The following is a 14,246-nucleotide window of genomic DNA, read 5'->3' as shown; positions in this document are numbered from 1 at the left end:
CTGTCCCGAAGGGACTGAAGGGGTCGCTTTCATCTAAACCCATTTTGGTGGAAACCTTGTTTCACCAAAGCGCGTCTAGATAAAACCATCCAAAACAATGTCATCCCCGCCGGAACGCAGTGGAGAGCGGGGACCTCAGCGAGTTTGCACCACAAGGTCTGGGATCGGCTGCGCCATCGCGATTGAAGATCACTCGACCGACAAGATTTCCCGTGTGGCGGCACAAACATCGGCTTGGCGCATCAGGCTTTCACCGATCAGGAAGGCCTTGGCACCGGCGGCTTGCAGGAGGGCGATGTCGGCGCGGTTATTGATGCCGCTTTCGGCCACCAACAGGCGTGATGGCGGGATGAGATTGGCCAAGCGGGCGGTGGTAGAAAGGTCGGTGACAAAGGTTTTGAGATTGCGGTTATTGACGCCGATGAGGTCGGCGTCGAGTTTCAAGGCGCGTTCCATCTCGGCTTCATCATGGGTTTCAATCAAGGCATCCATGCCATAATGCTTGGCTGCAGCCACTAAATCAGCGGCCAGCGCATCATCGAGCGCAGCCATGATGACGAGGATCGCATCGGCCCCATAGGCGCGGCTTTCGGCGATCTGCCAGGTGTCGACCATGAAATCCTTGCGCAGGCAGGGCAGGTTGGTGGCGGCTCGGGCGGCGACCAAAAAGCTCTCATGGCCTTGGAAGCTGGGTGCATCGGTGAGGACAGATAGACAAGCAGCCCCGCCTTTCTCATAGGCTTGGGCCAACTCAGCGGGCACAAAGTCTGCGCGGATCAGGCCCTTTGAGGGGCTGGCCTTTTTGATCTCGGCGATCAGGGCAGGGCGGGTCAGGGCCGCCTGTTTGAGGGCGGCGGTAAAGCCGCGTGGCGCAGTCTGTTCTGTCGCCAAAGCCTCAAGGGTCGCGATGGATTGGTGGGGCTTACGGGCGGCCACTTCCTCGCGCTTATAAGCGATGATTTTGGAGAGGGTGTCGCTCATGCAGGAGTCCGATGGGTGCAGGCGATCAGCTGATCCAATTTGGAAAGCGCGGCTTGGGACTCAAGGCTTGTGGTGGCGCGCGACAACGCTTCTTGGAGGTCTTGGGCTGCGCCGGTTGCAACCAGCGCGGCGGCAGCATTCAACACCACCACATCCCGGTACGGCCCGGTTTCACCTTCCAAAAGCGCGCGCAAGGCCTTTGCATTATGGGCGGCATCACCGCCTTTGAGGGCTTCAAGCGGGGCCGTCTTCAAGCCCAGATCATGTGGGTGAATTTCAAGTTCTGACAGTGCCTTGTCCTTGAGGGCCGTGACGCGCGTTGGACCTGAAAGCGATACTTCATCCAAGCCGCCATGACCATGGACCACCCAAGCGCTCTCGCAACCCAAGTCCATCAGGGCCTGTGCGATGGGCTGGCGCTTGTCGTCCGCAAACACGCCAACCAATTGGCGCTGTGCATGTGCAGGATTAGAAAGCGGGCCTAAGAGATTGAAAATCGTGCGAAAACCCAGTTCGCGCCGCGCAGGGCCCACATGGCGCATAGCCGGGTGATGGGCTTGGGCAAACAAGAATACAAGGCCGACTTCATCAAGGGCTTGGGCGCAATGTTCGGGCGTAAGCTCAAGCTTTACGCCCAAAGCCTCCAAAACATCTGCGGCACCCGACTTCGAACTCATGGCGCGATTGCCATGCTTGGCGACTTTAAGGCCTGCCCCAGCCAAGACAAAGGACACAGCGGTGGAGATGTTTAAGGTGTGGGAACCATCACCGCCTGTGCCGCAGACATCGATACAGAAAAAGGGCACGTCTACTGGCGTCATCGCCGCGCGCATGGCACGCGCGCCCGAGGCAATCATCTCGCTCGTCAAGGTCAGACGTTCCAGCCCCATCAAGAAGGCCCCGATTTGGGCTTGCGTGGCCTCACCCGCTAAAATGGTGGCAAAGGCTTGGTCGAGGACGGCAGGCGCAGGGGCTTGGCCATCGCGCAACAGGGCTAAAGCTGGCTTGATCGCCTCGCTCACGATTGGGCCACTTTGGTTGACGCCAAAAAGCGCTGGATCAGGGCATGACCATGCTCTGAGGCGATGCTTTCGGGATGGAATTGCACGCCAAAAATTGGCTTGGCGACATGGCTCATGCCCATAATCTCGCCATCGGCGGTCCAGGCATCGACGCGCAAGGAATTGGGCAGGCTCTCGCGCTCGACGGATAAGGAGTGATAGCGCGTGACTTCAAACTGCTCTGGCAAGCCCTCAAACAGGCCCGTATTGGCGTGGGTGATGCGGGAGGTCTTGCCATGCATGATGGTTTTGGCGCGCAAGACTTTGCCGCCATAGGCTTGGCCAATCGCCTGATGGCCAAGGCAGACGCCCAATAAGGGAATATCGTCAGGCAAGGCTTTGATCAGCTCAAGGCAGATCCCGGCTTCATTGGGTGTACAGGGGCCAGGTGAGATGATGATGCCGTCACCCGCTTGGGCGATGGCCTCGTCCACGCTCAAGCGGTCATTGCGGACCACTTGGGTCTCCGCGCCCAATTCCTCGACATAATGGACGAGATTATAGGTGAAGCTGTCATAATTATCGATGAGCAGGATTTTCATGCGTGGGCGGCCTTCTCATCATAGCGGGCAGCGTCTTCTGCGGCGCGCAGCAAAGCCTTGGCCTTATTGACGCATTCATTATGCTCACTCTCTGGAATGGAATCGAGCACGACCCCCGCGCCCGCTTGGGCATGCAGCACGCCGTCTTTCAAAACCCCAGTCCGCAAGGCGATGCACAAATCCATATCGCCCCCGGCAGAGAAATAGCCAACACCACCGGCATAAACACCCCGGCCATGGGGCTCTAGCTCTGCGATAATCTCCATCGCGCGCACTTTAGGAGCGCCAGAAACCGTGCCTGCCGGAAAGCCTGCCAACAGCGCATCGAGTGCATCGAGGCCGGGCTTGAGGCTGCCTTCCACATTGGAGACAATATGCATCACATGGCTATAGCGCTCGACCTTAAAGCTCTCAGTCACACGCACCCCGCCACGCCCAATGCCGACCGGGCCGTCATTGCCACCGGGCTTTGACCGCGACACACGGCCCACATCATTGCGCCCAAGGTCAAGCAACATCAGATGCTCGGCCCGTTCCTTCGGGTCGTTCAGCAATTTTTCGGCAAAGGCTTGATCCAAGGCAGGGGTGGCCCCGCGCGGCTTGGTGCCCGCAATTGGGCGCATCGTCACCGTACCATCACGCAGGCGGACAAGGATTTCAGGGCTGGAGCCCACAATGTCAAACCCATCCATTCGCAAGAGAAACAGGAAGGGTGAGGGGTTGGTGCGGCGAAGAGAGCGATAGAGCGAAATCGCAGACCCAGAGAAGGGGGCAGAAAAACGCTGGCTGGGCACGACTTGGAAGATATCGCCCGCGCGTATGTAGTCTTTGGCCTTCTCCACTTTCGCCATATAGGCTTCAGGGCTCATGTTCGGAATGGCTTCGCCCAAGGGGCTTGGCTTGGCCGCATAAGACGGCACGCGCAGGGGCGAGGGCCCATCCAGTGTCGCCCAAGCTTTCTCCAAACGCGAGCGGCCTCGCTCATAGGCGTCTTTGGCCGAAACACCCGCTTGCGGCCGCACAGGGGTTACGAGCAAGAGTTCCTGCTTCACCCCATCAAACACAATGACGAGGCGAGGGCGCACCAAAAGGGCTTCTGGTACGCCAATCGGGTCGGGATTGGTCTCAGGTAGACGCTCAACCCGGCGGACGGTCTCATATGCAAGATAGCCAAACAGGCCCGCCGCTGGAGGGGGAAGGTCGCTTGGAAAGTCGAGCGCACTGTCTGCGATTAAGGTGCGCAGTGCAGCCAAGGGCTCCTCACCACAGGGAACATAAGCACCCACCTGACCTGCTTCATCGATGGGGGCTTTCGCAGCCCCGCTTTGATCGACCCGGTAGATCAGGTCCGGGTCGCAGGCGACAATGGAATAGCGCCCCCGGGTTTCCCCGCCTTCGACGCTTTCAAACAGGCAAGACCCTAGCCGGTCCGCACCCAGTTTAGCGATGGCAGAGACTGGCGTTTCGAGATCATCAATCCGCTTGGCGCGCAAGGGCACGCCGCGCCCTTGCAGATAGGCGGCTTCAAACTGATCAAAGCTGGGCTCAATCGTCAGCACAAGCGCCTACGGCTGTTTGGCCGGCGTGGCGGCTTTGGCGGCGGCGGTTTCTTCGGTATCGCCCAGCGCACGACCCATCATTTTGGTGAAGAGCTGTGCTTTGGCGCGATCGCGGGCAACGCGTTCCAGAGAGGCGATGAGGTCACGCTGAACCGAGGCCCGCACCGCGGTTTCTGCCTGGGTCAAACGATCTGGAACCATTTTCTCATCATCTTTCAAAATCTCATCGACCCGAACGACGGTATATTCAACGCCATTAGCGGTCGGTGCCAAGACCAATTCGCCCTTTTTGGCCCCAAATACCGCTTGGCTCAGCTCTTGGCCGCCTTGACCGCGCAAGAGCGGTTGGTTTTGCTTGGCAACCGGCAATTTGAATTTGGCTGCGGCAGCTTCCAAGCTGGTCTTTTTGGCTTCCGCCAAAACTTCCTTCGCCTTGGCTTCTGCCCGGGCGCGGACATCGCGGCGGACCCACTCATTGGTCAACTCGGTGCGGATGGAGTCAAAGGGTGGTGGCGCGGCGACCGCGATTGCATCAATGCGGACGGCCACATAGCTGTCGCCTGGGATCGGGGCGAGGTCAGAGGTATCACCCTTGCCGCCTGCAAAGGCCTCTTTGAGAACATTGGGGGCTTCTGCAAATTCAGGGGCAGGCTGGCCAGTGGTCGCAAGATTGCCGTCGGCCATGATGTTTTTAATTGATACCACGCGGAAGCCTGCCTTGGCAGCAGCAGCCTCTAGGGTCGCCCCTTCTGTGATGGCTTTATCATAGGCTTCGGTTGCATCCGTCATCAATTCGCCCGCCGCTGTTTGGCGCAATTGCGTACGGATTTCGGCGGCGGAATCTTCAAACTTGGCTTCTTTGGCCGCAATGGCCTCGGTAACTTTGACCGCGGCAAAAGGCTGCAACTTTGCCGCAACCACCTGCACATCGCCCTGCTTCATTTCGAAGGCTGCCTTGGCAACATTGGCATCGGGAATACCCCCGACGGTGACATTGGACAAAACAACCGGCACCGACAGGCCAAGCGCTTTGGCAATGGCTGCTGGGTCTTCGCCGGCGCGCAAGCGGGCTGCTGCCTGATCTGCCTTGGCACGATCTGTTGTCACCAATTGCACAAGGCCACGTTTGGCAGGCGTGGAGAGGCGCTCTTTATTGCGCGCGAAAATCTCTTGGGCTTGGGCTTCGTCGATTTTCACCTTGGCTTCAAAGTCTGCAAGGCTTGCCACAACCATGGTCAGATCGCGGGTTTCTGGCCGCATCAATTGGGCTTTGCTTTCCTCATAGAGCGCCTTCAATTGCGCGTCATTCGGCTGACGGGGCCCGCCGACAAAGCTTGCTGGAATGGGAATGATGGTAACCATCCGCCGCTCGGTACCAAAGGCCAAAGTCTGGCTGGCAAAGACGCGAGGCGCACGGAAGCCAGAGCTGACCGCCAAAGTCAGGCTTTGGCGTGTTAGGTCTGACCGCACGCTTTTTTCAAATTCTGCCGGGGTAAAGCCATTGTCGCGCAGCGCCAATTGATAGGTGTCTTGGCTGAAGCGGCGGGTGATTTGGTCTTGGAAAGCAGGAATTTTTGCGATTTCGGCTTGGACAACCGAGTCAGGTGCTTTGAGCCCAAGACTGTCGGTCAAAGCGGCAAAGGCTCGGGTCGCAACCATTTGCTCCAGCACAGCATTATCCAGACCTTGGGCGCGCGCCTCTTCGGTTGAAATGTCGCGCTGGGCATCGGCTTGCGCGCGTTTCAGCAAGCGATCAAACTCTTGCTTATATTCTTCCTGCGTAATCGACTCGCCAGCAACCTTTGCCACCGCATCTGGGCTACCCCGGGTGAAGATGTCATTGACCCCCCAGATCCCGAAGGAAATGACCAAAAGACCAATGATGATGCCGGAGACCCACGAGCGGGCAAATTTTCGAAACGCGTTGAGCATGGAAGATCCTGATGAAAACTCCCCTTAGCATAAGGATCGTTGGGGGAGGGGGCAAGGCAAGGCCTGCACAGCATCGCGCGATCGACTGCAGGTCTCAGTGTGGTGAATTGCAAAGTTGAAACCACCTGCCTATTCGGGAAGGCATAAAGAGTCCGCGAGTGGACAAAACATCTAGGCTCGGATGGAGTAAGACGTGGCGAAATTGTTGGTTGGAAACTGGAAAATGAATGGTTTAAAGGCTTCGCTGGCAGAAGCGAGCCTGATTGCAGCCTCTGCCGCCGCCGCCAAAAGCCACGCCATCCAATTGGCGATTTGCCCACCGGCAACCCTCTTGGCCAGCCTGAGCGAGGCTGTGGCCGGAACAGGGCTTTTGACGGGTGCACAAGATTGTCACGAAAAAGTTTCCGGGGCCCATACCGGCGATATTTCGGCGGCCATGATCCAGGATGCGGGCGGCCATTTTGTGATTGTCGGCCATTCTGAACGCCGCGCCGATCATCACGAAACCAGTGCTGTGGTGCGTGCCAAGGCACAAGCTGGCCTCGATGCTGGCCTTGTGCCCATCATTTGTGTGGGTGAGACCCGCGCAGAGCGCGAGGCTGGGCAAGCCGAGGCGATTGTTCTGGGCCAAGTCGACGGCTCGGTTCCAGACACGTTCCCCGTTGAAGGCTTGGTTATTGCCTATGAGCCCGTGTGGGCGATCGGGACGGGCTTAGTGCCGAGTGCTGCCGATGTTGCGGCGATGCACCGTGCCATTCACCAACGCTTGGTGGATCGGTTTGGTACTTTGGGGGCGAGCGTCCGCTTACTTTATGGCGGCTCTGTCAATGGCGGTAATGCTGGCGACCTCTTGCATCTGGACCATGTCGACGGGGCTTTGGTGGGGGGCGCGAGCCTGACTGCGGATGGATTTTTGAAAATTCTGCATGCAATTCAAGAATGAACCAATCATCGTAACGTCTTGGAAACAACCCTGTGGCAAAGGGTATATCCGGATGAAGGGGTGAAAGTCCTTTGGACAAGCAAAGACTCGCAGCAGCGACCGTGCTGATTTACGATCCAGTGCGCGGCAATATGCTGATGACACGTTCTGTTTTGCATGGGATTGGGTTCCGCCGCATCGAGGGTATGACCTCTTTGCGCGAATTGACCCGTCGTCTTCGCGACGTCGATATTTCGCTTCTGGTCATTGAAGCCACCGAAAATCACTCTGAAGTGGTTGAGTTGTTGCGCGCCCAGCGTTTGGGCGAACTGGGTGTTAATCCCTTTATTCCTGTCATTGCGACCCTGTGGGCGGGCTCGACCGACTTTGTGGCGGACTTGATGAATGTGGGCTGTGACGATGTGTTGTTGCGCCCATTCTCGCAAATCCAAACCTTAGAGCGCGTGCGGGCGATCATTTCTGCGCGCAAGCAATTTGTCGTGACGTCTGACTATGTTGGGCCCGACCGGGGCCGCTCTTCCAGCAATCAAATGGCCCCTGAGACCTTCGATCCGCCCAATACGCTGCGCGACCGGGTTTTGATGAGCAATTTTGATCCGGTGACGCAGTCTGAAATTCTCGCGACCGCGCGCCGCAAAGTTGACCAAGATCGCTTGGCAAAGCTTGCCCGTCGTATCGCGATGGCCGCTGAAGTCATTATCCAAGCCCAAGGGCGTGGGGATGCAAATGCGGGCTTTGTGGTGGATTTGCTAGAAAGCTCGGCTGAACTTGTGCGCGCTGCAAAGCGTCTCGACATCGACGAAGTGCAAGAAATTGCCATGGTGCTGGAGAATGTGGCAGCCCGTACCAGCGCGCCAGGCCCAGAACGCGTCGAAAATGCCAATCTAACCCGACAACTCGCGCTCGCCCTGTATGTCGCCTATGCGGTTGAGGGTGGTGAGGCGTTTAAGGCGGAATTGGAGACGACTTTGGACAAGGTTCGCGGTCGTTTGGATAAGGCAAAAGAGCGCGCAAAGCGCCGTCATACGCTGGCGCTGTCGTTGGTCTCTTGAAGTTCGGCCTCGAAAGAGCGACATAGCAGCCGTGAGCGCATAGGTTTGCGCGCCATCTATTCACCTTTAGGCCCGTTTCATGTTCATCCAAGCTATTCTCATTCTTCACCTGCTGATCTGTTTGGCCCTTATTGGTGCCATTTTATTGCAGCGCTCGGAGGGCGGTGGCGCTTTGGGTATGGGTGGCGGTCCATCGTCCATGATGTCTGGCCGTTCGGCAGCTAACTTCATGACACGCACGACAACCTTGTTGGGTGCGGCCTTTTTGGTCACCAGTGTGACCCTGACCATTATGAACAAGTCGGCGACCAAGCCTGCTGATTCGCTGATGCAAGATGGGCTCACCAAGGATGGCTTACCCACCAAAGGCATTGACCTTTCGGTACCGGCTGCACCTGCGAATGCGATTGCCCCAGTTCCTGCGGCACCTGCTGGCGGCATTCCTGCGTCTGCACCAACAGCGGCAGAGCCTGCACCACTCTTCCCAGCCGCACCGACAAACGCTGCAGCGCCAGCAGAGAAAAAATAAGCGGCTAACCCCCATTTCTTTCCAGTTGCGCCTCTTCCCTTTTGCAGGCGTTGCGGATTAGAACGACCTCCCATGACCCGATATGTGTTCATCACTGGGGGCGTGGTTTCCTCGCTCGGAAAAGGCATTGCATCAGCCGCGTTAGGCGCGCTGCTGCAAGCTCGTGGCTATAAAGTGAGGCTGCGCAAACTCGATCCTTATCTCAATGTCGATCCCGGCACGATGAGCCCCTATCAACATGGCGAAGTCTTTGTGACCGATGATGGCGCTGAGACCGACTTGGATCTGGGCCATTATGAGCGCTTTACCGGTGTTTCTGCTGCCAAAGCAGACAATATCACAACCGGGCGCATCTATCAGGAGATTATCGCCAAGGAACGCAAGGGGGAGTTTTTGGGCGCGACCATCCAAGTCATCCCCCATGTCACCAATGCGATCAAAGACTTCGTCTTGTCCGATGCGGGGGATGCTGATTTTGTCTTGTGTGAAATCGGCGGTACGGTTGGCGACATTGAAGGCTTGCCCTTTTTTGAAGCGATCCGTCAGCTTGGCCAGCAATTAGAGCCCCAGCAGGCAGTCTATATTCACCTCACCTTGCTGCCCTATATCCATACGGCCGGGGAAATGAAGACCAAGCCGACCCAGCACAGTGTGAAGGAATTGCGCTCTATCGGTATTCAGCCCGACATTTTGATTTGTCGCTGTGACCGTCCGATCCCGGAAGAAGAAAAGCGCAAGATCGCGCTCTTCACCAATGTCCGCGCAAGTGCTGTCATCCAGGCGCTCGATTCTGCGCACATCTATGAAGTGCCGATGGACTATCATGCCGAGGGCCTGGACCGCGAAGTTTTGCGGCGTTTTGGCATTATGGACGCGCCCGAGCCTGATTTATCGAAGTGGCAGGCGATTTCAAAACGCCTGCGCGCGCCCGATGGCGATGTAACCATCGCGGTGGTTGGCAAATATACCGCCATGAAGGACGCCTATAAGTCTTTGATTGAGGCCCTCCATCACGGCGGTCTCGCCAATGATGTGAAGGTCAATATCAATTGGGTCGATGCGCGCGCCTTTGATGCCGATCAAGACATGCTAACCGCAGAGCTTGAAGGGGTTGATGCCATTCTGGTTCCCGGCGCTTTTGGCGACTCAGGGGCGGAAGGCAAGATTAAAGCGGTCCAATTTGCCCGTGAGCGCCAGATACCTTTCTTTGGCATCTGCTTTGGCATGCAAATGGCGTGTGTTGAGGCGGCTCGTAATCTGGCCGGTATCTCCCAAGCCTCCTCCAGTGAATTTGGTCCGACCTCTGAACCTGTCGTGGGCCTGATGACGGAATGGGTGAAGGGCAATGAGCGCCAAGTGCGCGGGGAGGAGACCGACCTTGGTGGTACGATGCGACTGGGCGCCTATCCTGCAGTATTGAAGCCAGATTCGGTGGTCTCGCGGGCCTATGGTGGTGCGCTCAGCATCCAAGAACGCCACCGCCACCGCTATGAGGTCAATATGGCGTATCGGGAGATACTTGAGTCGCAAGGCCTGATTTTCTCAGGCGTATCTCCTGATGGTGTCTTGCCAGAGATTGTTGAGCGGGCAGACCATCCTTGGTTTGTTGGGGTGCAATATCATCCCGAACTCAAGTCGCGGCCATTTGAACCCCATCCCTTATTCGCAGACTTTGTGCGGGCGGCTTTGGTGCAGAGCCGGCTGGTCTAAGCCTGCAGATGCCATCTTGTCGAAAGCGCCCCGTCAGATAGGGTTGCCTCCACACAACCGCAACAAATAAGTGGGCGGCTTTTCCGTGGGGGGTTGGTTTGAAGAAATTTGCATTTTTGGCGCTTGCAAGCACGATGGTGTTGGCGGGCTGCGTAACACCCTACCAGCCTGTTCCGTTTGATCGGACCGCGACTCCTGTTTCCAAGATTGCCGTGGTGGAAAATACACTACCGCTGGAAGTCGGTACGCAAAAACTGGCAACAAATGGTGCCAATATGATGTCGGCGGCCTCAAGTGCAGGTTTAGCAGGCTTGTTGGTCGGGGCAGTCGCAGCAGGCGTGGAAGCTGGCATTGAATCGGGTCAACGTGACCGCATTCAGAAGGCGCTGGCCACGCAAAACTTCAATGGCGAAGCCATTTTTGACGCGGCTCTGGAAGAGGCTTTAAAGCAACAAAACTATAGTGTTTCAACTATTGCCATTCCTCGCAGCAAGAGCCGTGAATTGGTAGTTGTTCCCGCCAATGACGCGGCAGAACCCGGGTCTGCTGTTTTGGATACCTTGGGCTTTAATTATGGCTATCAGCTGGTTGGTAATTCGACACAATGGCGTCCGTTCGTAACGCTGCACGTGCGCATGGTGGATCACAAGGACCCAAAGAAAATTCTTCTGGACAATAAAATCACCTATAATCCAGTGGTTAAATCGGATGTTACGGTTTCAATCCCGGTTGATGAGGCCTTTGCCTTTCAAAAAATTGACGACCTAGAGGCAAACCCCGCCAAAGCTGCTGCAGGCTTAGAGGCGGCGCTTCAAGCAACAGCAAAAGCTACAGCCGATCTCTTGCGGTGACCTTATGAACCAGATGCGTTTTTCATGGATCGCCCTTTCCCTTGCCGGTTTGGTGGCAGGGTGCGCCACAACGCCGCCGCCGCCGCCGCCCCAAGCCGTCTCTGAGATTACAGGCAAGACCTGTACCGATAAGCCTGACTTGACGAAGGCAATCGCCATGACGCCCAAGCGGAAGGCCCAATGGCACAGTATTGCGACAAATGTTGACGGGCTGTCGCCGTGTCTGAACTTGGACGGCAAGCCCAGCAATTATGTCGTCTATGCGCTGCCCTCAGCACCATCGAACCATACATTGACGATTGGTGGCCTCTATGAGGCCTTCCGAATCCTTGGTCCTTTGGTAACCGTGCTCAATGCAGATGGGCAGCCGATCCGCACGTTCTCGGCAGAGCGATTTGCGAATGTGGGTTCAACCTTTGGTGTCCAGTTTCGACCGAGCGATGATGCGCGCTTTGTCTTGGTGCAAACCAATCCCCAGTCAGCGGGGGTCGAAGTGCGGGCGTTTGAGACACAACTCGTCACCCAAACCAATTACGCCTATAATCCCTATACGTATGGCGGCAGTTCCTACCAGACACAATATGGCCGGGAAGGGGCGACGGTTCGCAAATTCTCGCACGAGGGTGTTGTTTCGGTGACGGTTCAGGCCGTGGCTGGCAAAATCGGTCTGCCAAACGAAAAATAGGCTAAGTGGATGTTGGCCACTTGATCACAAAAAGTTGATCTCCCCAATTTGTTCGGGCGAGATCGAATTGACTTTACATCCCTGAATACAGCCTTATGGTTGTGTGGTTTAGATGAGGTTTGTGATGTCGAGCTTTAAGATTGAACCTTTGCATGATTGGGAATGGGGCATTCGGGCAGCTTTTCGGCTGATCTGGAGCCATCGGTCGGTTTTGGTGCCGCTGGCGCTGGTGTTTGTCGTTTTCCAACTTATGTCGTCACCGCTTGAAGGCGTGATGACGATCCAAGTGCCCGTTTCTTTGCCGCATTTCGGGGCGTTCGATCTAAAGGACATCCTAGAGACCCTTGTCGGTGCTGCCTTCTTCGTGGCGATTCTAATCGTTTTTCTCAAATCAGCGGGCGTCGAGACAAGTTGGCGGACGCGGGCGCTCGCCGTTTTAGGTATCATTGGATTTGAACTTTTGGGTGGGTTGGTGGTTTCGTTGTATCCCATCAGCAAAGACGCGGTAGAGCATCTCGCCCTAAATGTAATCATTTTGCTGACAACTTTCGCCTTTTTTATTGCCTGGGTGAACTACACCTTTTGCTTGGCCGTTCAGATTTTGGTCGATGGCAATATTAATCTCTCTCGTTCGTACAAGGGTGTAGCGCGTCGAGTATGGCGCCTATGGCTGTCCTTGGCCTTATCGGTCGTCGTCGTGCTTCCGGTTTTCTTATTACAGTTCGGGATAGAGCAAATTGGCGAAGATCATGCGTCACTACAAACCCTATTGCCTCACCTACAAGCCACCATTGACGCCTTGCAAGAGGTTTTTTGGTTCTTAGCCTTTGGCGCACTTAGCACCATTTGGTTCCTCCATCCCCGTGTTCGGCCACCAGAGGAATCGACTACCTGGGAAGTGCCGGGCTTAGCCCAAGCGCAGTAAGCGAGACTAAGTTCTTTTCCCACTGGCATAGTGTCTTGCATTTGGGGAAGAGCGCGCGTAGATACGCGCTTCAGTTTTACTGGCGGCTCTTCTCGGGGCCGCCTTATCTTTTGAAATGGAACCTGCACCATGGCAGTGCCTAAGCGCAAAACTACTCCTTCTCGTCGCGGTATGCGTCGTTCGCACGATGCGTTGGGCGTGAATTCCTATGTCGAAGACAAGGATTCGGGCGAACTGCGTCGTCCACACCATATCGACCTGAAAACCGGCATGTATCGTGGCCGTCAGGTTCTGACGCCGAAGGAAGACTAAGTCTCTTTCGTCATTTCTTGTGGAAAAGCCCTGCCATCTGGCGGGGCTTTTTTGTTTCGGTCAAATGTCCGCTCGACATAGTTTCAGCACTTGCTAAATCTGCCCGTGCACAAATTTGCGGGGGAATGATCATGCGGGTTTTTTCAGGACTTATGGGGCTGGCTTGTGTGTTGGCAGGCCCTGCGTGGGCAGAGGCGCCAAAGCCAGTTGAGGCACTTGATCTCTATCGCCTCGAACAACCCCTCGATCCGCAATTGGCCCCCGATGGCAAGCAAGTAGCTGTTCTGCGCCAGACGCGCGACATACAGACCGATCGGGTGATGACAGAGCTTTGGCTGGTGCCTATTCCAGGCGCGGGTGCAGGGGAGGGCCGACGTCTTTTGGTCGGGGCAGACCGGGGTCCATCTACTGCCCGTTGGTCGCCAGATGGCGCAACAATTGCCTTTATCGGCAGGGATGGCACCAAATCGCAAATTTTTGTGCTCGATGTGAAAGAAGGCATTGCAAAGCCACTTACCACGCTCAAATTCCCACCAAGCTCTTTATCTTGGTCGCCAGATGGCAAGAAAATCGCCTTTATCAATCTGGTCGAAGAAAAGCCTGAAGCCATTTATAAATTGCCAGAAAAACCAGAGGGCGCGACATGGGCGGCCCCTGCGCGTGTGGTGCGCAGCTTCCCCTATCGTACCGACCCAGACGGCTGGCTCACGCCCGGTGACTATCAGGTCTTTACCCTCGATGTGGCCAGCGGCGCGATTACGCAAATCACCAGCGGTAAGGGTGATTGGGGCCGTGAAGATGCTCAGCCCGCTTGGACACCCGATGGTCAATTCATTGTGGTTAGTGGCAATCCAGCGCCAGATGCGCATCTAAAGCCTGTTCAGTCTGACCTTTATGCTTGGCCTGCCGCGGGTGGCGGTAAACCGCGCCAACTCACCGCCGATGATGGCTTTGAAAACAGCCCGGCTGTCAGCCCTGATGGCAAGACTTTGGCCTATGTGGGCTGGCGCAATCGGCAAACCTCGTTTCAGCGCACCGATGTGTTCGTGGCTGCCATGCCTGCGACGGGTCTTGCAACCGGGGCCCGCAATCTCACCCTCAAGCTTGACCGCCCCGCTCGCCAAATCACGTGGCGCAAGGATGGGAAGGGCGTAAGTTTCCTCT

13 protein-coding genes and 1 pseudogene are annotated in these 14,246 nt (G+C 56.4%); 9 read left to right on the top strand and 5 right to left on the bottom strand.

All coding sequences use genetic code 11. The annotated features are described in order from the left end of the window. Positions 1-189 precede the first annotated feature (189 nt). From trpC to IOB61_RS12480, 5 genes are read right to left on the bottom strand one after another with little or no spacing between them, the layout of a single operon-like run. On the bottom strand, positions 190-981 hold the full coding sequence (gene trpC / locus IOB61_RS12500) for an indole-3-glycerol phosphate synthase TrpC (protein ID WP_290817177.1): 792 nt from the start codon (positions 979-981) through the stop codon (positions 190-192). Continuing rightward, the gene (gene trpD, locus IOB61_RS12495) at positions 978-2,003 is read right to left on the bottom strand and encodes an anthranilate phosphoribosyltransferase (protein ID WP_290817175.1); all 1,026 of its coding nucleotides are present in this window, start codon (positions 2,001-2,003) and stop codon (positions 978-980) included. Before trpD ends, trpC begins: the two co-directional genes overlap by 4 nt. Beyond that, entirely contained in the window at positions 2,000-2,584 is a 585-nt protein-coding gene (locus IOB61_RS12490; RefSeq protein ID WP_290817173.1) for an aminodeoxychorismate/anthranilate synthase component II, read from the bottom strand. Before IOB61_RS12490 ends, trpD begins: the two co-directional genes overlap by 4 nt. Continuing rightward, positions 2,581-4,143, bottom strand: coding sequence for an anthranilate synthase component I (gene trpE / locus IOB61_RS12485; protein WP_367272853.1), 1,563 nt, complete (start codon positions 4,141-4,143; stop codon positions 2,581-2,583). The genes IOB61_RS12490 and trpE overlap by 4 nt, the downstream gene beginning before the upstream one ends. 6 nt (positions 4,144-4,149) lie before the next feature. Further along, positions 4,150-6,075, bottom strand: coding sequence for a peptidylprolyl isomerase (locus IOB61_RS12480; RefSeq protein WP_290817171.1), 1,926 nt, complete (start codon positions 6,073-6,075; stop codon positions 4,150-4,152). Between the two features lie 193 nt (positions 6,076-6,268). On the opposite strand from IOB61_RS12480, the gene tpiA reads away from it, so the two are divergent. The 9 genes and pseudogenes from tpiA to IOB61_RS12435 form a co-directional block, all read left to right on the top strand. Next, positions 6,269-7,018, top strand: a complete 750-nt coding sequence (tpiA, locus tag IOB61_RS12475; RefSeq protein WP_290817168.1) for a triose-phosphate isomerase — start codon at positions 6,269-6,271, stop codon at positions 7,016-7,018. Between the two features lie 71 nt (positions 7,019-7,089). Beyond that, complete coding sequence (locus tag IOB61_RS12470) at positions 7,090-8,070, top strand: hypothetical protein (RefSeq protein WP_157893651.1); 981 nt, start codon at positions 7,090-7,092, stop codon at positions 8,068-8,070. Positions 8,071-8,149: 79 nt separating this feature from the next. After that, a complete protein-coding gene (secG, locus tag IOB61_RS12465; RefSeq protein WP_290817165.1) occupies positions 8,150-8,599 on the top strand; it encodes a preprotein translocase subunit SecG in 450 nt (149 codons plus the stop codon). 72 nt (positions 8,600-8,671) lie between these two features. Continuing rightward, positions 8,672-10,309: a CTP synthase gene (locus tag IOB61_RS12460; RefSeq protein ID WP_290817163.1), complete on the top strand. Its 1,638-nt coding sequence runs from the start codon at positions 8,672-8,674 to the stop codon at positions 10,307-10,309. A gap of 98 nt (positions 10,310-10,407) precedes the next feature. Continuing rightward, complete coding sequence (locus IOB61_RS12455; protein WP_290817159.1) at positions 10,408-11,160, top strand: hypothetical protein; 753 nt, start codon at positions 10,408-10,410, stop codon at positions 11,158-11,160. A 4-nt stretch (positions 11,161-11,164) separates the two neighbouring features. Continuing rightward, positions 11,165-11,845 carry a hypothetical protein gene (locus tag IOB61_RS12450; RefSeq protein WP_290817157.1) on the top strand — a complete coding sequence of 227 codons (681 nt, stop codon included), beginning with the start codon at positions 11,165-11,167 and terminating at the stop codon, positions 11,843-11,845. A 124-nt stretch (positions 11,846-11,969) separates the two neighbouring features. Beyond that, the gene (locus IOB61_RS12445; RefSeq protein ID WP_290817154.1) at positions 11,970-12,770 is read left to right on the top strand and encodes a hypothetical protein; all 801 of its coding nucleotides are present in this window, start codon (positions 11,970-11,972) and stop codon (positions 12,768-12,770) included. Between the two features lie 129 nt (positions 12,771-12,899). Further along, positions 12,900-13,082, top strand: a complete 183-nt coding sequence (rpmF, locus tag IOB61_RS12440) for a 50S ribosomal protein L32 (protein WP_085340090.1) — start codon at positions 12,900-12,902, stop codon at positions 13,080-13,082. Between the two features lie 131 nt (positions 13,083-13,213). Continuing rightward, a pseudogene (locus IOB61_RS12435) lies at positions 13,214-14,246 on the top strand (hypothetical protein); the annotation flags it as partial.

It is taken from the genome of Aquidulcibacter sp. (assembly GCF_020253525.1).
GTDB lineage: Bacteria > Pseudomonadota > Alphaproteobacteria > Caulobacterales > Aquidulcibacteraceae > Aquidulcibacter.
The sequence above is the reverse complement of the archived record's forward strand: the minus strand, read 5'-3'. Positions and strand labels throughout refer to the sequence as shown.

Excerpts from the sequence above, each read along its gene's own strand:
- trpC (WP_290817177.1), bottom strand. The coding sequence starts at position 981 with ATGAGCGACACCCTCTCCAAAATCATCGCTTATAAGCGCGAGGAAGTG.
- IOB61_RS12490 (WP_290817173.1), bottom strand. The coding sequence starts at position 2,584 with ATGAAAATCCTGCTCATCGATAATTATGACAGCTTCACCTATAATCTC.
- IOB61_RS12480 (WP_290817171.1), bottom strand. The coding sequence starts at position 6,075 with ATGCTCAACGCGTTTCGAAAATTTGCCCGCTCGTGGGTCTCCGGCATC.
- secG (WP_290817165.1), top strand. The coding sequence starts at position 8,150 with ATGTTCATCCAAGCTATTCTCATTCTTCACCTGCTGATCTGTTTGGCC.
- IOB61_RS12460 (WP_290817163.1), top strand. The coding sequence starts at position 8,672 with ATGACCCGATATGTGTTCATCACTGGGGGCGTGGTTTCCTCGCTCGGA.
- IOB61_RS12450 (WP_290817157.1), top strand. The coding sequence starts at position 11,165 with ATGAACCAGATGCGTTTTTCATGGATCGCCCTTTCCCTTGCCGGTTTG.
- IOB61_RS12445 (WP_290817154.1), top strand. The coding sequence starts at position 11,970 with ATGTCGAGCTTTAAGATTGAACCTTTGCATGATTGGGAATGGGGCATT.
- rpmF (WP_085340090.1), top strand. The coding sequence starts at position 12,900 with ATGGCAGTGCCTAAGCGCAAAACTACTCCTTCTCGTCGCGGTATGCGT.